This is a genomic window from Leclercia sp. LSNIH8, from assembly GCF_002920195.1.
In the GTDB taxonomy this organism is placed as follows: Bacteria; Pseudomonadota; Gammaproteobacteria; order Enterobacterales; family Enterobacteriaceae; genus Enterobacter.
In genome coordinates, this window is the sequence record NZ_PQJY01000005.1 from 178,254 (window position 1) to 194,701 (window position 16,448).

Annotated in this window: 19 protein-coding genes; 11 read left to right on the plus strand and 8 right to left on the minus strand. The window is 60.3% G+C overall.

Annotated features, from left to right (window positions below; all coding sequences use genetic code 11):
• Window positions 1-277 precede the first annotated feature (277 nt).
• Genes C3406_RS15545 through C3406_RS26185 form a run of 3 tightly spaced genes read right to left on the minus strand, consistent with a single transcriptional unit; the run spans window position 278 to window position 1,978 of the window.
• Entirely contained in the window at window positions 278-664 is a 387-nt protein-coding gene (locus tag C3406_RS15545; RefSeq protein WP_103823087.1) for a VOC family protein, read from the minus strand.
• A gap of 1 nt (window position 665) precedes the next feature.
• A complete protein-coding gene (locus C3406_RS15550; RefSeq protein WP_103823088.1) occupies window positions 666-1,823 on the minus strand; it encodes an MFS transporter in 1,158 nt (385 codons plus the stop codon).
• Complete coding sequence (locus C3406_RS26185; RefSeq protein WP_158250565.1) at window positions 1,820-1,978, minus strand: hypothetical protein; 159 nt, start codon at window positions 1,976-1,978, stop codon at window positions 1,820-1,822. Before C3406_RS26185 ends, C3406_RS15550 begins: the two co-directional genes overlap by 4 nt.
• Before the next feature lie 97 nt (window positions 1,979-2,075).
• Here C3406_RS26185 and C3406_RS15555 point away from each other — a divergent pair, with 97 nt between their 5' ends.
• Entirely contained in the window at window positions 2,076-2,846 is a 771-nt protein-coding gene (locus C3406_RS15555) for a DeoR/GlpR family DNA-binding transcription regulator (protein WP_103823089.1), read from the plus strand.
• Here C3406_RS15555 and C3406_RS15560 read toward each other — a convergent pair.
• Window positions 2,843-3,139 (minus strand): hypothetical protein, encoded by a 297-nt coding sequence (locus C3406_RS15560; RefSeq protein ID WP_103178086.1) that lies wholly within the window; start codon window positions 3,137-3,139, stop codon window positions 2,843-2,845. The two genes, C3406_RS15555 and C3406_RS15560, sit on opposite strands and share 4 nt — an antisense overlap.
• Window positions 3,140-3,346: 207 nt before the next feature.
• On the opposite strand from C3406_RS15560, the gene C3406_RS15565 reads away from it, so the two are divergent.
• On the plus strand, window positions 3,347-4,468 hold the full coding sequence (locus tag C3406_RS15565) for a ribosomal protein uL16 3-hydroxylase (RefSeq protein WP_103823090.1): 1,122 nt from the start codon (window positions 3,347-3,349) through the stop codon (window positions 4,466-4,468).
• Between the two features lie 41 nt (window positions 4,469-4,509).
• Here C3406_RS15565 and C3406_RS15570 read toward each other — a convergent pair whose 3' ends face one another.
• Window positions 4,510-4,695, minus strand: coding sequence for a DUF2767 domain-containing protein (locus tag C3406_RS15570; protein WP_103823318.1), 186 nt, complete (start codon window positions 4,693-4,695; stop codon window positions 4,510-4,512).
• A 210-nt stretch (window positions 4,696-4,905) separates the two neighbouring features.
• On the opposite strand from C3406_RS15570, the gene C3406_RS15575 reads away from it, so the two are divergent.
• The 3 genes from C3406_RS15575 (at window position 4,906) to foxA (ending at window position 8,487) form a co-directional block, all read left to right on the plus strand.
• Window positions 4,906-5,139, plus strand: coding sequence for a DUF2171 domain-containing protein (locus C3406_RS15575; RefSeq protein WP_103178088.1), 234 nt, complete (start codon window positions 4,906-4,908; stop codon window positions 5,137-5,139).
• 137 nt (window positions 5,140-5,276) lie between these two features.
• Window positions 5,277-6,257, plus strand: a complete 981-nt coding sequence (locus C3406_RS15580) for a helix-turn-helix domain-containing protein (RefSeq protein WP_103823091.1) — start codon at window positions 5,277-5,279, stop codon at window positions 6,255-6,257.
• A 121-nt stretch (window positions 6,258-6,378) separates the two neighbouring features.
• Window positions 6,379-8,487, plus strand: coding sequence for a ferrioxamine B receptor FoxA (gene foxA, locus C3406_RS15585; protein ID WP_103823092.1), 2,109 nt, complete (start codon window positions 6,379-6,381; stop codon window positions 8,485-8,487).
• A gap of 102 nt (window positions 8,488-8,589) precedes the next feature.
• Here foxA and C3406_RS15590 read toward each other — a convergent pair whose 3' ends face one another.
• Complete coding sequence (locus C3406_RS15590; RefSeq protein WP_103823093.1) at window positions 8,590-10,005, minus strand: aminotransferase-like domain-containing protein; 1,416 nt, start codon at window positions 10,003-10,005, stop codon at window positions 8,590-8,592.
• A gap of 176 nt (window positions 10,006-10,181) precedes the next feature.
• On the opposite strand from C3406_RS15590, the gene C3406_RS15595 reads away from it, so the two are divergent.
• On the plus strand, window positions 10,182-10,343 hold the full coding sequence (locus C3406_RS15595; protein WP_103823094.1) for a DUF1127 domain-containing protein: 162 nt from the start codon (window positions 10,182-10,184) through the stop codon (window positions 10,341-10,343).
• A 94-nt stretch (window positions 10,344-10,437) separates the two neighbouring features.
• Here the strand turns inward: C3406_RS15595 and pdxR are convergent, their stop codons facing one another.
• Window positions 10,438-11,829, minus strand: coding sequence for a MocR-like pyridoxine biosynthesis transcription factor PdxR (gene pdxR, locus C3406_RS15600; protein ID WP_103823095.1), 1,392 nt, complete (start codon window positions 11,827-11,829; stop codon window positions 10,438-10,440).
• 100 nt (window positions 11,830-11,929) lie between these two features.
• Here pdxR and C3406_RS15605 point away from each other — a divergent pair, with 100 nt between their 5' ends.
• Window positions 11,930-12,409 (plus strand): carboxymuconolactone decarboxylase family protein, encoded by a 480-nt coding sequence (locus C3406_RS15605; RefSeq protein WP_103823096.1) that lies wholly within the window; start codon window positions 11,930-11,932, stop codon window positions 12,407-12,409.
• Here C3406_RS15605 and C3406_RS15610 read toward each other — a convergent pair.
• Window positions 12,396-13,298 carry a LysR family transcriptional regulator gene (locus C3406_RS15610; protein WP_103823097.1) on the minus strand — a complete coding sequence of 301 codons (903 nt, stop codon included), beginning with the start codon at window positions 13,296-13,298 and terminating at the stop codon, window positions 12,396-12,398. The genes C3406_RS15605 and C3406_RS15610 overlap by 14 nt on opposite strands.
• Before the next feature lie 100 nt (window positions 13,299-13,398).
• Between C3406_RS15610 and C3406_RS15615 the strand changes: the two genes are divergently transcribed.
• The 4 genes from C3406_RS15615 (at window position 13,399) to C3406_RS15630 (ending at window position 16,432) form a co-directional block, all read left to right on the plus strand.
• Complete coding sequence (locus tag C3406_RS15615; protein WP_103823098.1) at window positions 13,399-14,814, plus strand: aldehyde dehydrogenase family protein; 1,416 nt, start codon at window positions 13,399-13,401, stop codon at window positions 14,812-14,814.
• Window positions 14,815-15,050: 236 nt separating this feature from the next.
• The gene (locus tag C3406_RS15620) at window positions 15,051-15,374 is read left to right on the plus strand and encodes an antibiotic biosynthesis monooxygenase family protein (RefSeq protein WP_103823099.1); all 324 of its coding nucleotides are present in this window, start codon (window positions 15,051-15,053) and stop codon (window positions 15,372-15,374) included.
• Entirely contained in the window at window positions 15,367-15,762 is a 396-nt protein-coding gene (locus C3406_RS15625; protein ID WP_103823100.1) for an amino acid-binding protein, read from the plus strand. The genes C3406_RS15620 and C3406_RS15625 overlap by 8 nt, the downstream gene beginning before the upstream one ends.
• Window positions 15,737-16,432, plus strand: a complete 696-nt coding sequence (locus C3406_RS15630; protein ID WP_103823101.1) for an ArsR/SmtB family transcription factor — start codon at window positions 15,737-15,739, stop codon at window positions 16,430-16,432. Before C3406_RS15625 ends, C3406_RS15630 begins: the two co-directional genes overlap by 26 nt.
• Window positions 16,433-16,448: the final 16 nt, after the last annotated feature.

Consider the following 16,448-nt stretch of genomic DNA (forward strand, 5'->3'; position numbering starts at 1 on the left):
CACATTAATTCTCATTATCATTTAACAATATGATAACTATATGAAAGCGAGGGGTGAGTATTCAAAACCGCTTTTCACATTGGGTAAGCGTAGGCCAGAAATGGTCAAATTGTCGCCAATAAAGAAGGGGGAGGACGCTTGATAGTCGCAAGGACGATCCCCTCTCCTCTTTGGGGAGAGGGTTAGTTTTGTAGGCCGGGTAAGGCGTAGCCGCCACCCGGCGATGCCGCAGCGGTGCTACCTAATGCTCTCTCCCGAGGGGTAAAATATTGGCAGATTACTCCCCCACCAGCTCAATACGGTTCCCATCTGGGTCCGCAATGACCGCTTCATAATAGCCATCGCCCGTCATCCTTGGGGCGCTCAGCAGCGTGTTATTCAGCCGCGCCTGCTCCGCCATCCGATCCACATCCGCCTTGCTGCCCACGTTCAGGGCGATATGCGCCCAGCCGACAAACTCCGGGTGCGACGGGCGATCGGGCAGATCCGGCACCGTCATTAGCTCGATGGTCGGTCCGTCGGACAGCGTGATAAAGTACGATTCAAAACCGGGACGGTTTTTACTGAGGTAGCGTTCGTTACGCTGGCCGCCAAAAACCGTCTCCCAGAAGTGGACCTGCGCGTCCAGGTTACGGGTCCAGAGTGCCACGTGTGCAATATTCATCTTATCCCTCGCTGCGGGCGGGTTGAGAGGCGGTGACGGTCACGGAGAGCAGGGCGACGACCAGCATCAGCACCATAATGACCATAAACGCCTGGGTTAAAGAGGTGGCATGCGCCACGAAACCGATAATCGCGGGCCCGGCGAGCACGCCGAGATAGCCCAGGGTGGTGATGGCCGGGACGGCAACCGCCTGCGGCATGCGGGTCTGACGGCCAACGGCGGAGAACATCACCGGCACGATATTGGCGCAACCGGCCCCCACCAGCACGTAGCCCAGCAGTGACAGCTGCCACTGCGGGACAAAGGTCACCAGCGCAAACCCTGCGGCGGCCACGATGGCACCCCCCACCACGGCGCGCAGCGCACCGGTGCGGGCGATCAATTTATCGCCGGTTAAGCGGAAAAAGGTCATCGCCACCGAGAAGCAGGTGAAGCCCAGCCCACCCAGGGATTCAGGCACGCCGCGCACCTCGGTCAGGAACACCGCGCTCCAGTCCAGCACCGTGCCTTCGGCGAGAAACACGGCAAAGCAGATGAGGCCGATCAGCAGCACCACGCCGCGCGGCACCGCAAAGGCCGGGCCAGAAGCGGGATTGGCCCAGGGCAGCAGCCCCTTCAGGCTGAAAGCGAGCATCAGGATAACGCTCAGGATGATGATCAGGCAGGCGATAAAAGCGCTGGCCCCGAGGGTCAACAGCAGGGTCATCGCCCCCGCACCCGCGATGCCGCCCACGCTGTACATGCCGTGAAAACCAGACATCACCGGCCCGGGGGCGTCGCGCTCAACGATGATCGCCTGAATATTCATGGCGCAGTCCGTCACGCCGACCCCCACGCCAAACAACAGCAATGTGGCGGCGAGCAGGCGTGGATCCGGGATGATAGCAAGCAGTGGGGTAGTGAGCAGGACGATCGCCATCGCGGTGATAATCACCCGGCGGCAGCCGTAGCGGCTGGTCAGCATCCCGGTGAGCGGCATCGCAATTAACGCCCCCATCCCCAGACAGAGCAGGAGCGAGCCAAGCGTGGCCTCGTTAACGTCGGTGTTGGCTTTGGCGAAAGGCACCAGCACCGCCCAGGTGGCGGTCACGTAACCGGCAATAAAAAAGACGATCCGGGTGGCAAGCCGGTGGACGGCTCCGGTGGTCTGAGAGGTCATTTCACATCCTTATCAGGTTTCAGTAACGGGGAGGCAGGCGTCTTGCGCTGCACCGTCTCCCCGGCGCGCGCATCTGCGTTCACAGGTTTAAACAGGAAGCCGTCATAGGGCTGAGTGGCGGGCACCTGCTGATGGTAATCATCATCGCGCTTCATTGTGACGCTCCGGTTGTGATGGCATGGATTGACAGAGCAGGCGTTCATGCAACATTATGCGCATTGTTGCTCGATTTAAATCCAGAGAAGATAATTTATGCTCGATTATGCAGCTTTCCCGGAACAACGACAAGATCGGATCCGCCAGATCCTGCAAGAAAATGGCCGGGTGGTCTGCGCCGACCTGGCGATCCGCATGCAGGTGTCGGAACACACGATTCGCCGTGATTTACATGAGCTTAGCAAAGAAGGGTTCTGTAAGAAGGTCTATGGCGGGGCGGTGTTACAGCTGGCCGATGCCGGGAACTTCTACAGCCGCGAGCAGCAAAACCACGCAAAAAAAGCCACGATCGCGCAGAAAGCAGCAACCCTGATTAAGCCGGGTAGCTGTATCTTTATCGATACCGGCACCACCAACCTCGCGCTGGCGAAGGCGCTACCACCGGATCTGGCCGTCACCGTGGTGACCAACTCCCCGGCCATCGCCGCAGAGCTGCTGCGTCACCCCCTGTGCGAGGTGATCATCACCGGTGGGCAGATCCAGCGCAGCTCCGGCGGGGCCGTGGGGGCGACGGCGGCGAGTCAGATCCAGGGGATGATTTTCGATCAGGCGTTTATCGGCGGCTGCGCCATGGATCCCGGCATGGGGCTGACCGGGTTCGACTTCGCTGACTGCGAGTTCAAGAAAGCGGTAATTAGCCAGAGCAGCCAGTCCATCGTGGCGCTCACCACCGATAAAATCCCTGGCGTGGCGCGCTTTGTGGTGGCGAAAAGCAGTGCTATCGACGTGCTGGTGGTGGAGGCGAGCCTGGATCAGGAGGCGATCGCGGCGTTTACGGCAGAGGATGTGCGGGTTATCAGCGCCTAACGCACCGCAAACACCACCGCCGTCCAGTTAACGCGCGTAGCTGGGGGAAATTCGGGACAGGGCTGGATCGGCGTGCAGGCGCCCGCCCAGATAAAGGTCTCTTCATCAATCCGGTACCAGTGCGGATTGCCCTGTACCGCATCACCCACCACCGCCGCCTGAATGCGAACCACGCTTCCTTCAGGCAGCTCACCGGCCACAGGTGCGAAAACGGACGGGTTCTCTTTACGGGTATAAACCCCCATCAGGGTCTTTACGCTGGCGGAAACCGGCAGTTCAATAAACGGGCTCATGGCAGGCCTCATGACAATACGCTCTTAGTGATTAACGATATAAGTCGCTCTGTAACTCGCGCTCACGATAAAGCGTGAAACTGTCACCCTGTGCATGCGAATGGCTGAATGCGGCAGGTTTTCATTCCCCCTTGACCCACGACAAGGCAGCGCGGCCCCACCTCTTCCTATAATCACACCCGTTTGTCTTTTTAACTGGTGCTAACCATGGCGTATCAACTCAACCTGAACTGGCCGGAATTTTTAGAAAAATACTGGCAAAAGAAACCCGTTGTCCTCAAAAACGCACTGCCAAATTTTGTCGATCCTATCAGCCCCGATGAGCTGGCAGGGCTGGCGATGGAGCCGGAGGTGGACAGTCGCCTGGTGAGCCATAAAGAGGGCAAATGGCATGCCAGCAACGGTCCGTTCGAGCACTTCGATGGCTTAGGCGAAACCGGCTGGTCGCTGCTGGCGCAGGCGGTTAACCACTGGCACGCCCCTGCCGCCGAGCTGGTGCGTCCGTTCCGCGTCCTGCCGGACTGGCGTCTGGACGATCTGATGATCTCCTTCTCGGTGCCGGGCGGCGGCGTGGGTCCGCATATCGATCAGTACGATGTCTTTATCATCCAGGGGATGGGCAGCCGTCGCTGGCGCGTGGGTGACAAGCTGCCGATGCGTCAGTTCTGCCCGCATCCGGCACTGCTCCATGTCGATCCTTTTGAGCCGATCATCGACGAAGATCTGGCCCCGGGCGATATTCTCTATATTCCGCCTGGATTCCCGCACGATGGCTTCACCCACGAGACGGCGCTCAACTACTCCGTAGGCTTCCGCGGGCCAAATGGCCGGGATCTGATCAGCAGCTTTGCCGATTACGCGCTGGAAAACGATCTGGGCGGGGAGCACTACAGCGATCCGGATCTCACCTGCCGGGAGCATCCGGGCCGGGTTGAGGCCTACGAGCTTGAGCGTCTGCGCAAGATGATGATCGACATGATCAGCAAGCCAGACGATTTTACACAGTGGTTTGGCAGCTTCATCTCCACGCCGCGCCACGAGCTGGATATTGCCCCGGCGGAACCGGAGTACACCCCGGAAGAGGTGCTGGACGCGCTGACGGGCGGCGAAACGCTGACTCGCCTGAGCGGGTTGCGGGTGCTGAATGTCGGGGGCAGCTTCTTTATCAACAGCGAGCGGCTGGAGGTGTCGGATGCAAACGCAGCGGATGCGCTGTGCCGCTACACCGAGCTTAGCCGTGCAGAGCTGGGGGATGCCCTGCAAAATCCGGCATTTGTGATAGAGCTGACCGGACTGATTAACCAGGGTTACTGGTACTTCGACGAGTGATCACAAAGGCGGCGCGGGGCACAGGCCCCACGCCGCCGCCTTTAAGCGGCGAGGATATGACAGGCTTTCCAGTAATCAAGAAGGCGCTCGTCATCAGGTTCTCGCTCCGCTTTACTTTTCATGGCCCGTGCCAGATTCTCTCTCGACACCTCTTGGCCTTTTTCGACGATATCTAAAACCGCTTCACCAAGAGCCAGGGATATTTCGGTACGATGCGTTTCTACCATATATGCCTCCGTGTTGAGTGCGTGAAGATAATTATGCGACATAATCACGTGCCTGGAATATTTCTCAGTTGATTCTTATATATTTCGTGCGAACCTTAAACGCGGCGGGAAATAATGTTTCGAAATGCTAATGAGGCGGTAGAAACGTTATTTATGGACTACAGTTAGTTTCGTGTCACACCCGTAGAAACCAAATGAGGAGAATTAATTATGGTAAACCAGAGTGAAATCAAGGACCATGCTCAGGTAATGGCAAGCTGCGGTACCCACGTTGGCACCGTTGACCATCTTGACGGCAACCGCATTAAGCTGGCAAAAAATGACTCCGAGTCCGGCGGTAAACACCATTATATTCCGCTGGAGTGGGTCGATAAAATCGACGGGAATAATGTGGTTCTGACCAAAGACCATAAAGAAGTGTTTGCTGGCTGGCAAGAAGCGTAATAATCGTCAGCACCAGGCGGATATATTTGAGCTCCGGCATCTTGTCGGAGCTTAATATTTATTAAATTTGCCTGCATTGCCGCCGCGTTAAAGGAGTGATACTGTTTTATTTTTAATATGCTTTTCCAGGCGCAGGTATGTCCGACACAATGCTCCCTCACCCGGCCCCCACAGCGAAAAAAACCTTTTCCGTTGCTGACTTTAAGGTCTTTGGCGAGCGCTACGGCATTGACTACCGTTTTCCGCTGCTCACTGATACATGCGCCAGCAGCAGCCCGGTTCTGCACGGCGATGTCGAAGAGATGATTCTGCCGTCCGGCATCTCATTAACCCACTCCGATGTCCGCGTTCTGCAACCCTATGAAACCACCTCCCGCCACAGCAGCCCGCTCTATGTGCTGGTGGTGCTGGAAGGGTGCGTGACCCTGACCCTCAGCGGCAACGTTTATGTAGTGCGCCCGGGCATGGCTTTCAGTGCCAGGCTCAGCGAGCAGCAGGCGATGTCGGCCCGTCATGATGCGGATATCGCCCTGAAAACCCTCTCTTTTGGTGTTTACCCCGACGATGCCCGCCGGGAGAACCTGCTCGCCTCTCTTCTGGCACAGTGGGAGAGACTGAATGCCCCCACCTTTGTCTGGCAGGTGCCAGATTTTGTGCTGGCCGGGATCCAGCATGCCCGCCAGCGCGAGCGCAGCAGCCTGTCGCGCCAGCTGCTGCTGGAAGGGGTGATGTACCAGCTGCTCGGCCACGGCCTGCACCTGCGGGAGCAGCAGGGCACGGCGCTTGCTGGCGCATTAAGCGGTGAACAGGCCCGGCTGGAGCAGATCCGCCATCTGCTGGAACAGGCCCCGGAGCAGGAGTACACCCTCGCCCAGCTGGCCGCTCAGGCAGCGATGAGCCCAAGCAGCCTGCGCAGTAAGTTCCGTCAGGCCTATGGCTGCACGGTATTCGACTACCTGCGCGACTGCCGCCTCGCGCTGGCGCGCCGCTATCTGCTGGAAGGCCACAGCGTACAGCAGGCGGCCTGGATGTCGGGCTACCAGCACGCCACCAACTTTGCCACCGCCTTTCGCCGTCGCTACGGCATCTGCCCAGGCGCGGTCCGTAACGGCTGCTAATCCCTTTTTTCCTCCATCGCCAACGCCATTCGTGCGGTTTGGCATTGCGCATACGTACTCTGGCAGCGCGCATAGCTATTTTCTAAATGAAAAAGGTAATAATTCTCATTAATAATTAGAAATGGCTCTGGAGATTTTCATGTTCGCTAAATCGCGGCTGGCACTGCTGGTGGGATGGGTTACCGGGAGCGTCGCGCTCCCCCTGATGGCGCAGGAGACGCCAAAAACCGAAACGGTTGTTGTCACCTCGCAGATGCAGAGCGGCGCCACCAAGCTTGCGACGCCGGATATCGAGACCCCGCAGGCGGTGTCGATTGTTACCCGTGAGCAGTTTGAGGAGCAGGGCGCTACCAGCGTCCGCCAGGCGGTGAGCTACACCCCGGGCGTCTACAGCAACCAGATCGGCGCCTCGAACCGCTTTGACTACATTGTGCTGCGCGGCTTCTCCGACGGCAGCCTGGATAACGTCTACCTCGACGGCCTGAAGATGATGGGCGACACCAACTCCCACAGCTCGCTGGTGGTTGACCCCTGGTTCCTGGAAAATATCGAAGTGGTGCGCGGACCGGCCTCGGTGCTGTATGGCCGCTCGTCGCCGGGCGGGATCGTGGCGCTCACCTCGCGCAAACCGTCGTTCGATCCGGGCGGCGAGATCAAGCTGTTCGCCGGGAACAACGATCAGCGCGGGGCGATGTTTGACGTCACCGGCGCGCTGGACGATAACGACCGCGTGGCGGCCCGTCTGAGCGGTATGACCCGCTATGCTGATTCCCAGTTCGATCCACTCAAAGAGGAGCGTTACGCCCTGATGCCGAGCCTGACCTGGCGCATCACCGATAACACCCGCCTGGATCTGATGGCCTACCTGCACCGCGATCCCGAGGGCGGGAGCCACTCCGGCCTGCCCTATGACGGAACCGTGGTGCCGCACAACGGAAAGATGATCTCTAACACCTTCTTCGAAGGCGAAGACGATTATGACAAGTACGACCGCCGCGAGGATATGGTCGGCTATAACATCGAGCACATGTTCGACAGCGGCTGGTCGGTGCGCCAGAAGCTGCGCTATCTGCACACCAAAGTGGAGCTGAACCAGGTTTATGCCGCGGGGTGGCTGAACGACACCGAACTCAACCGCGGTTACTCCGGCTCGGACGAGAAGATGAACGCCATCACCCTGGACAACCAGATCGACGGCAGCTTCGATACCTGGGCGGTGAACCACCGGGTGCTGATTGGCCTCGATTACCAGGATCGCAGCAACCACACCACCGGCTACTACGGCAGCTTCCCGCCGATCAACGCCTTCCACCCGGTCTACGGTGCCGGGCCGGACAGCATCACGATGTACAGCAAGGAGAAGCACAAGCTGCGCCAGACCGGCTACTACCTGCAGGATCAGCTCTCGCTGGACCGCTGGCGCCTGACCCTGGGCGGGCGCTATGACCAGGTGAGCGTCTCCAATGTCGACAAGCTCAACGATACCCGCAGCGATCTGGACAAGAATAACTTCAGCAGCCGCGCGGCGCTGCTCTACCTGTTCGATAACGGCATCGCGCCATATATCAGCTACTCCACCGCTTTTACCTCGACCAGCTTTGCCGATGAGAACGGCGATCTGCTGGACCCGATGAAAGGCAAGCAGTGGGAAGCGGGGGTGAAGTTTGAGCCGGAGGGGATGAACAGCCAGTTCAGCGCCTCGGTGTTCCGCATCAACCAGAAAAACATCGCCACCAAAGAGGAGCCGACCGATCCATACCGCTCCATCGGCGAAATTGAATCGGAAGGGGTGGAGCTGGAAGCGGTAGGGCAGTTGACCGACAGCCTGCGCCTGCAGGCGGCCTACACCTATACCGACATTCGCTACAAGAAGAGCAGCCCGGAGGAAGAGGGCAAGCGTGCGGTCTATGCCCCGCGTAATATGGCCAGCGGCTGGCTCAGCTATGACGTCAAAACCGGGCCGCTGGATGGCCTGACGGTGGGCTCCGGTGTGCGTTACGTCAACGGCGTGACCAGCGATCGCATGAATACCCATACGCTGCCGTCGTACACACTGGTGGATCTGGCGGTGGGCTATGACCTGTCGAAGGTGGGATTGACCGGGGTAAGCGCCCAGTTGAACGTCAACAACCTGACAGACGAAAGCTACGTGGCGGCCTGTAACTCGCTCTCCTACTGCTACTTTGGTGCCGAGCGCAGCATCGTCGGCAGCGTGTCGTGGACGTTCTGATGTGAAAATGCCCGGTGGCGCTGCGCTTACCGGGCCTACAAAAGAGTCGAACCGTAGGCCGGGTCAGGCGTAGCCGCCACCCGGCGAACAGAGCGCACCGCGCTACTCCGCCATCGCAATATTCACCGCTTCCCCCATCTGCTCTACCGCCGCACGGTGCTTCTCGTTTGGCGGCAGGGCGCAGTTGATCCGCAAACAGTTCCGGTACTTGCCGGAAGCCGAGAAGAGCGATCCGGCGGCGATCTGGATGTTAAACCGCGTCAGCTCCCGCGACACGCAGACCATATCCACATGTTCCGGCAGCTCCACCCACAGCATGTAGCCGCCCATCGGGCGGGTCACACAGATGCCACAGGGGAAGAACTGCCTGACCCAGCAGGTGTAGGTCTCGATATTCTGCTGGTAGATCTGGCGCATCCGCCGCACGTGGCGGTGGTAATACCCTTCCCGGATAAAGGTAGCCAGTGCCAGCTGGCTGGCGGGCACGTTGGTGCCGCTGGCGGCATACTTCATGTGCATAATCCGGTCGTGATAGCGACCCGGGGCAATCCACCCCACCCGCAGCCCGGGGGCGACGGTTTTGGTAAAGGAGTTGCACAGCAGCACCCGGCCATCGATGTCCAGCGAGTGAATGGTGGAGGGGCGGGGATACTCGAACGCCAATTTGCCATAAATATCATCTTCAAAAATGACGATATCGTGCCGCTGGGCCAGCGCCAGCAGCTGACGTTTGCGGGTCTCAGGCATGATAAACCCCAGCGGGTTATTGCAGTTGGGCACCACAATCACCCCTTTGATCGGCCACTGCTCCAACGCCAGCTCCAGGGCTTCGACGCTGATCCCCGTTACCGGATCGGTGGGGATCTCGATCGCCTTGATCCCCAGACCGCGCAGCATCTGCATGGTGCCGTAGAAAGAGGGGGATTCCAGCGCCACGATGTCGCCGGGCTTACAGATGGTCAGCAGCGCCAGAGAGAGGGCGCTGTGGCAGCCGCTGGTGACGATCAGATCCTCGGCGGTGACCACCGATCCGGCGTCCAGCATCAGACGGGCGATCTGCTCGCGCAGTTCGCGTCGCCCGGCGAGTTCGTCATAGCTGAGCACCTCTTTAACGCTATGCTGCACCACCCGGCTCAGCTCTTTCCACAGGGGCTTGAGGCTTGGCTGGGTCAGGTCGGGCTGGCCGCCGCCAAATGCCGTGATGTCGGTTTTATTGCGCCCCTCCATCAGGGTCAGCACCTCATCCCACTGGGTTACCTCCACCGGACGCTGCACCGGGCGCGACATCGCCGGCACCGGCGGCTGCGCCTTTCGCGGCGCGACAAAATAGCCCGAGCGCGGCTGGGGGGCGATCAGCTGTAAGTTTTCGAGGATCTGATAGGCCTGCTGTATGGTGCTGATGCTGACGCCGTGCTCCTGGCTCAGAGCACGCACCGAGGGTAAACGCTCCCCGCTGCGATAGAGCCCTTGTTCAATGCGTTCCGCCAGAAGATTGGCCAGATGTTGGTAGCGCGTCATGCTGTATCCCTTATTCTCACCATACAGAAAAGCAAACCGGTACAGATGGCGGTAAAAACTGCCATGCAGTTCCTGTTTTAGACGATCTGTATGTTAAAAAAAAGTAATTTTTGAATCTGTATTGGAAGGTGTGGGATCCGTGATGATAACCCCTCAGACATCCCGAGGAGAGCATCATGGAATTCCACGAAAATCGAGCCAAACGCCCCTTTGCGATCTTTATCTGGATGGGAAAAGCCCTTGTCCGCTGGTATCGCTTCAACCGCACGCGCCGGATTTTGAGCGAGTTAAGTGATGAGGATTTAAAGGACATCGGGTTGTCACGGTATGATTTGTAGCTTGCGCAGTTATCGCCCGGTGGCGCTGCGCTTACCGGGCCTACAAGGGCACGAACCGTAGGCCGGGTAAGGCGTAGCCGCCACCCGGCGCTTGTCAGCGCAACAGTGCCAGCGTCTGCTGTTTCGGTTTTTCCAGTAGCGCCACCGCCTCCTGATACGAACGCACGTTGTTATACCCCATCACCAGCCCGTAGCGTTTACCCGACCCGCTGTACCACGCCGACAGGGCGTTCACCTGTAGCTGATGCTGTTGCCAGCAGTGGGCGATCTCCTGGTCACAGCTGCCTTTGGTTAAAAACGCCACGATATGCATTCCGCCGTCGTTCTGTTCGGTGAAGAAGCGATCCCCATAGACCGCGTGCAGGGCGGCAATCATCCAGTCGCGTCGCTGTTGATAGAGCGCGCGCATCTTTTTCAGATGGCGGAAGAAGTGGCCGTCGTTGATAAAGGCGGTGAGGATCTTTTGCGTCAGCACCGGCTGGCCGCTGGCGAGCAGATCGGCGCAGTCGTTAAAAGCCGTTACCGTGCTGGCGGGCATCACCACATAGCCGAGACGTAGGGACGGCATCACGGTTTTGCTGAAGGTGCCCATGTAGATCACCCGATCCTGGCGATCGAGGCTTTTCAGCGACGGCAGCACCTTGCGGGTGTAGTGAAACTCGCCGTCATAGTCATCCTCAATGATCCACGCCTCGTTGCGGGTGGCCCAGTCGAGCAGTTGCTGACGGCGCGGCAGCGAGAGGGTGACCGCCAGCGGGCTCTGGTGCGACGGGGTGACGATGGCAAACCGGGCGTCGGCGTGGTGGTGCAGCAGGTAGTCTGTGTCCATCCCCGCACGATCTACCGGCACCGTATAGAGCCGGGGCACGATGCGCCGCAGCAGCTGCTGGCCCATAAAATAGCCCGGATCTTCAAACACCACCTTGTCGTTTCGGCTGGCGAGGGTATCGAGGATCAGGCGCAGACTGCCGCTGTAGCCGCTGGTGATCAGCACCTGATCCGGCGTGCAGGTCAGCCCGCGAGAGATGTTCAGGTAGCGGGCAATCGCCTGGCGCAGGGGAGCCCAGCCCATCACCGGCGGGTTGAGCATCTCTTCCTGGCGCATGGCGCGCACCGCCTGGCCCGCCAGCAGCAGCCATTTTTTGTAGGGGAAGCTGTCCAGCGCCGGGATGCCGGGGCGTAAAAAGCCGGCCCGTTCGCGCTGGCTGACCAGGGACTCCGGTAACGTGCCGGTGACGGGATCGTCGGGCGGCGGTGGCGCGGCGGGGAGGTTTAAGTCCGGGTTCACCCGGGTACCGCGCGCCCCCTGGCTCACCAGATACCCCTCGCCGATGAGAATGGCGTAGGCGGTTTCTACCGTTTTGCGCGCGACCTTCAGCTCCTCCGCCAGCACGCGAATGGCGGGCACCTTGTCGCCGGGCTTCAGTACGCCGCGGGTGATGTTGTCCCGGTAGCGGATATAGATCTGGTGATAACCCGGTTTCATGTCGTACCTCGTTTCGCGATTTTTGTATCTTTTTACTATGTCATGAACGGCGTAAATTTGCCCCATCGCATGACCTGTACCGCACAAAAGAGGAAAGACCATGAGCACTCGCGTTAACCACCATAAAGCCACACCTGCCCTCGCTAAAGCGCTCTCCGACCTGAGCATGACGGTGAGCCAGACCTCCCTCGACCCGGCGCTGAAGCACCTGATCGACATTCGTGTCTCCCAGCTCAACGGCTGTACCTTCTGTCTGGATATGCACGCGAAAGAGGCGAAAATTGCTGGCGAGCGCGAGCTGCGCCTCTATCATCTGGCCGCATGGCGTGAATCCCCGCTGTTCAGCGCCCGGGAAAAAGCGGCGCTGGCCTTCGCCGAAGCGCTGACGCAGATCGGCCCGCACGGGATCAGCGACGTCCTCTACCGCAGCGTGGCGGAACACTACTCAGAAAAGGAGATTTCAGAGCTGAACTTTGCCATTGTGGCGATCAACGCCTGGAACCGCTTAGGCATCACCTCCCGTATGGAACCGGGCTCCCTCGACGGTGCCTACGGCCTCAACAAGGCTAACCTCGAGTAAGGCCCCGCTCGCGGATCATCGCCACCAGCGCCTGCAACCCAGGCGGGACGTGACGATGGCCAGGGTAATAGAGACGCAGTCCGGCAAAGGGCTGCGTCCACTCCTCCAGCACGCTCACCAGTTCCCCGCTTTGCAGCTCCTGTTGAATATAGAGTTCCGGTAAAAATCCCACCCCCAGCCCGGCTTTTACCGCCCGGATCGAAGCAAACAGATCCGAGGTGGCAAAACGGGGCACCACCGCCAGAGCAATCTGCTCTCCGCGCCGCTCCAGCTCCCAGCGGTAGATCCCGCCGTGCGCCATCCGCATGCCGATCCCCTGATGTTGCAGCAGATCGTCCGGCGTACGCGGAATGCCGTGACGGGCAAAATAGTCTGGCGTGGCGGTGATGAGCTGGCGGATATCGGGGGTCAGCGGCACGGCGATCATATCCTGCGGGACCGATTCCGCGAGGCGGATCCCGGCGTCGTACCCTTCCGCCACGATATCGATCATCCGCGCTTCGCTTACCGCTTCGACGCGCATTTTCGGGTAGCGGATCATGTAGTCGATCAGCAGCGCGTCCAGGAACAGAGCGCCGACGTTGTTCGGCACGTTCAGGCGCAGGATGCCGGCAGGCTCGTCGGCATCGCTGTGGATCTCCAGGCTGGCCTGGCGGATCTCCTGCAAAGCCGGCCCCACGCGCGCGACAAAGCGTTGCCCCGCCTCGGTGAGGGCCACACTGCGGGTGGTGCGATTGAACAGGCGCGTTTGCAGGCGGCTTTCGAGCCCGGCAATGGCATTACTCGCGGCGGTGGCCGACATCCCCAGCTCCTGGGCGGCGGCGCGAAAGCTGCCGCGACGCACTACGGCCATGACCACTTCCAGCTCTGTCAGTCCTGAACGGTGCATAGATTATCCTGAAAATCGAAACAACCTTTGCAGCATAGCGTGGATTATCGTAACGGAGAAGGCGTGTCAGACTCGCTTTATCCAGTCTGAGGAGGTCGCTATGCATCACATCGAACAGGTTTATATCAACGGTGAGTTTGTCACCCCACACGGCACGGAGCGCTTCGATTTGTATAACCCGGCGACGGCGCGCGTCATCGGTCAGGTGCGTCTGGCCGACGCGGTGGATGGCGAACGTGCCATTGCCGCGGCCAGAGCCGCGTTTCCGGCGTGGTCGAAAACCACAAAGCAAACGCGCATTGCCGCCCTGCAACGGATGCACGCGGCGGTGGCCGCCCGCCACGACGATCTGCTGGAGGCGGTAGTTGAGGAGTACGGCGCCCCCGCGTCGCGCTCGGCCTGGATGGCGAGCTATCCGGCAGAGGTGATTGCCCAGGCCATTGCGGCGCTGGAGGCGTTTGAATTTACGACCGTCGCGGGTGCGGCCAGAGTAGAGATGACCCCGCTTGGCGTCGCCGGGCTTATCACCCCGTGGAACAGCGATGCGGGCTTTATCTGCGGCAAACTGGCGGCGGCGCTGGCCGCAGGCTGCACCGCGGTGATCAAGCCCAGCGAGATGAGCGCCCTGCAAACGCAGATTGTGACCGAGGCGCTGCATGCCGCAGATCTGCCGCCGGGGGTGTTTAACATCGTCACCGGACGCGGCGATACGGTGGGGGAGACGATTAGCCGTCACCCGCATGTGGCAAAAATCTCCTTTACCGGGTCGACCCGCACCGGCAAAGCGATTCTGCGCAACGCGGCGGAGAACTTTACCCGCGTTACCCTCGAGTTAGGCGGTAAATCGCCGACGCTTATTCTCGACGATGCAGATATCAAACAGGCGGTTCCGCTGGCGATCCAGGCCGGGCTGATGAACAGCGGCCAGGCGTGCGTGGCCGGTACGCGCATCCTGGTGCCGCAGTCGCGGAAAGCGGAATTCGAGCAGGCGCTGGCCCAGGCCATCGCGGCGGTGAAGTCGGGCGATCCGCGCGATGCGAAGACCGTGGTCGGCCCGATGGTGAGCGAGAGACAGTGGCAGCGGGTGCAGGGGTATATTCAGAAAGGGCTGGCAGAGGGGGCGCGTATGCTGGCGGGCGGGGTAGGGCGGCCGGAGGGTACCCGGGACGGCTGGTTTGTCCGGCCAACGCTGTTCACCGATGTGCATAACCAGATGGCTATCGCCCGGGATGAGATTTTTGGTCCGGTGCTGTGCGTGATTACCTACCGCGATGAGGCGGAGGCCATCGCCATTGCCAACGACACCGACTATGGCCTGAGCGCGCTGGTGCTCGGTGGCGATAGCGGGCGTGCCCGGTGCGTGGCGCAGCAGATCCACGCGGGTCGCGTGCTGGTCAATACCCTCACACACGAGCCCAAAGCGCCGTTCGGCGGATTTAAGCACTCCGGCGTGGGGCGTGAGATGGGGGCATGGGGCATCAGCGCGTTTATGGAGCCGAAGACGATCCTTGGCTAAAAAACGCCCGGCGGCGCAAGCTTGCCGGGCCTACGGTTCGTGCCTGGGTAGGCCGGGTAAGCGCAGCGCCACCCGGCGGTTCCAGCGCATCGATGCCACAACCGCCATTCCGTAGGCCGGGTAAGCGCAGCGCCACCCGGCAGCCCCGGCGCACAACAGCGTCATTTCGCTCATCACCGAAGCATCACGTTTCTCTTTCCTTCATGCTCTCCTTAACCTCACAACGGAGAGACATCATGATCGCAGTCCTGTTTGAAGCCAAAGCCGCGCCCGCGCATCAGGCGCGTTATTTGCAGCTGGCCGCGGAGCTGAAGCCGCTGCTGGCGGATATCGACGGTTTTATCGATATCGAACGTTTCCAGAGCCTGACTACCGAGGGCAAAATTCTCTCCCTCTCCTGGTGGCGGGATGAAGAGGCGATTCGCCACTGGAAGCAAAACGTGTTTCACCAGGCCGCGCAGGCCGAAGGGCGGGCGTCCATTTTTACCCACTACCGTATTCGCATAGCGCAGGTGGTGCGGGAGTACAACTCAGAAACCAGAGGGCACACCGATGTATGACATCCATGTGATATTCAACGACACACACGGCGAGCTGGCGCGTTTTGGTCAACTGCTGGGGCGCAACGGCGTAGGGCTGGAGGGCGGCGGCGTGTTTGGCGTAGAGGCGCATTTCCTGGTGGAGGAGGGCGAAAAGGCCCAGCGCGTGCTCCTTGCCGCTGGTTTTAATGTGAAAGCGGTGCGAAAACCGCTGATCCGTAAACTGAAACAGGCGCGCCCCGGCGAGTTGGGCGAGATTGCCGCGGCGCTGGCGTCGCAGGGGGTGACTATCCTGACGCAGTACAGCGATCACGCGAATCACCTTATTCTGCTGACGGATAATGATAAGCTGGCCGCAGAGATCACCGCGCCATGGGCTGCCAATGCTAAAGACGAGTTTACCTCCTGATAACAGCGCCGCACTGGAGCTGGCCGTTGCGGCTGTCGCAGCGGCGATGGCCGACCCGTCGCGCATCAAAATGCTTTGTGCCCTGATGGACGGGCGGGCGTGGACCGCCACGGAGCTTAGCGCGGCGGCGGATGTGGCCCCTTCAACCGCCAGCGGCCATCTCGCCCGGCTGGTGGACGGCAGGCTGATTACCTGCCTTTCTCAGGGGCGGCATCGCTACTATCGTCTGGCGGGGCACGACGTCGCTGAGCTGGTGGAGCAGATGATGGGGCTGTCGTGGAGCCGCATCACGCCGCCGGAAACCACCGCGCCTGCGTCGATGCGTTATGCCCGCACCTGCTACGACCATCTGGCGGGCACGGTCGCCGTGCAAATCTATGAATTTATGCAGGCCGAGGGCTGGCTGATGGCGGACGGTTCTGCCCTCACCGGGAAAGGCCGCGAGGCGTTTCTGGCCCTGGGTATCGCGCTTAAGGCTAACACCCGGCGAAAAGCCTGTAGCGCCTGCCTGGACTGGAGCGAGCGCCGCTTCCATCTGGGCGGTGAGGCAGGTGCAGCGCTGCTGGTTCATCTGGAAGCCAAAGGCTGGATCCAGCGGGTGGAAGGGTTTCGTGAAGTGACGGTGACGGCGTCAGGCCAGCGGGCCATTAACCGGTATTTCCGCCGTTGAGGTGTGTATCCCGTAC

What these genes read in the sequence shown, in the direction of transcription:
- C3406_RS15545 (WP_103823087.1), bottom strand. Translation starts at nt 664, where the DNA reads ATGAATATTGCACACGTGGCACTCTGGACCCGTAACCTGGACGCGCAG.
- C3406_RS15620 (WP_103823099.1), top strand. Translation starts at nt 15,051, where the DNA reads ATGATCGCAGTCCTGTTTGAAGCCAAAGCCGCGCCCGCGCATCAGGCG.
- C3406_RS15555 (WP_103823089.1), top strand. Translation starts at nt 2,076, where the DNA reads ATGCTCGATTATGCAGCTTTCCCGGAACAACGACAAGATCGGATCCGC.
- C3406_RS15580 (WP_103823091.1), top strand. Translation starts at nt 5,277, where the DNA reads ATGTCCGACACAATGCTCCCTCACCCGGCCCCCACAGCGAAAAAAACC.
- C3406_RS15610 (WP_103823097.1), bottom strand. Translation starts at nt 13,298, where the DNA reads ATGCACCGTTCAGGACTGACAGAGCTGGAAGTGGTCATGGCCGTAGTG.
- C3406_RS26185 (WP_158250565.1), bottom strand. Translation starts at nt 1,978, where the DNA reads ATGAAGCGCGATGATGATTACCATCAGCAGGTGCCCGCCACTCAGCCC.
- foxA (WP_103823092.1), top strand. Translation starts at nt 6,379, where the DNA reads ATGGCTCTGGAGATTTTCATGTTCGCTAAATCGCGGCTGGCACTGCTG.
- C3406_RS15615 (WP_103823098.1), top strand. Translation starts at nt 13,399, where the DNA reads ATGCATCACATCGAACAGGTTTATATCAACGGTGAGTTTGTCACCCCA.
- C3406_RS15575 (WP_103178088.1), top strand. Translation starts at nt 4,906, where the DNA reads ATGGTAAACCAGAGTGAAATCAAGGACCATGCTCAGGTAATGGCAAGC.
- C3406_RS15605 (WP_103823096.1), top strand. Translation starts at nt 11,930, where the DNA reads ATGAGCACTCGCGTTAACCACCATAAAGCCACACCTGCCCTCGCTAAA.
- C3406_RS15570 (WP_103823318.1), bottom strand. Translation starts at nt 4,695, where the DNA reads ATGGTAGAAACGCATCGTACCGAAATATCCCTGGCTCTTGGTGAAGCG.
- C3406_RS15560 (WP_103178086.1), bottom strand. Translation starts at nt 3,139, where the DNA reads ATGAGCCCGTTTATTGAACTGCCGGTTTCCGCCAGCGTAAAGACCCTG.
- C3406_RS15590 (WP_103823093.1), bottom strand. Translation starts at nt 10,005, where the DNA reads ATGACGCGCTACCAACATCTGGCCAATCTTCTGGCGGAACGCATTGAA.
- pdxR (WP_103823095.1), bottom strand. Translation starts at nt 11,829, where the DNA reads ATGAAACCGGGTTATCACCAGATCTATATCCGCTACCGGGACAACATC.
- C3406_RS15595 (WP_103823094.1), top strand. Translation starts at nt 10,182, where the DNA reads ATGGAATTCCACGAAAATCGAGCCAAACGCCCCTTTGCGATCTTTATC.
- C3406_RS15630 (WP_103823101.1), top strand. Translation starts at nt 15,737, where the DNA reads ATGCTAAAGACGAGTTTACCTCCTGATAACAGCGCCGCACTGGAGCTG.
- C3406_RS15550 (WP_103823088.1), bottom strand. Translation starts at nt 1,823, where the DNA reads ATGACCTCTCAGACCACCGGAGCCGTCCACCGGCTTGCCACCCGGATC.
- C3406_RS15625 (WP_103823100.1), top strand. Translation starts at nt 15,367, where the DNA reads ATGTATGACATCCATGTGATATTCAACGACACACACGGCGAGCTGGCG.
- C3406_RS15565 (WP_103823090.1), top strand. Translation starts at nt 3,347, where the DNA reads ATGGCGTATCAACTCAACCTGAACTGGCCGGAATTTTTAGAAAAATAC.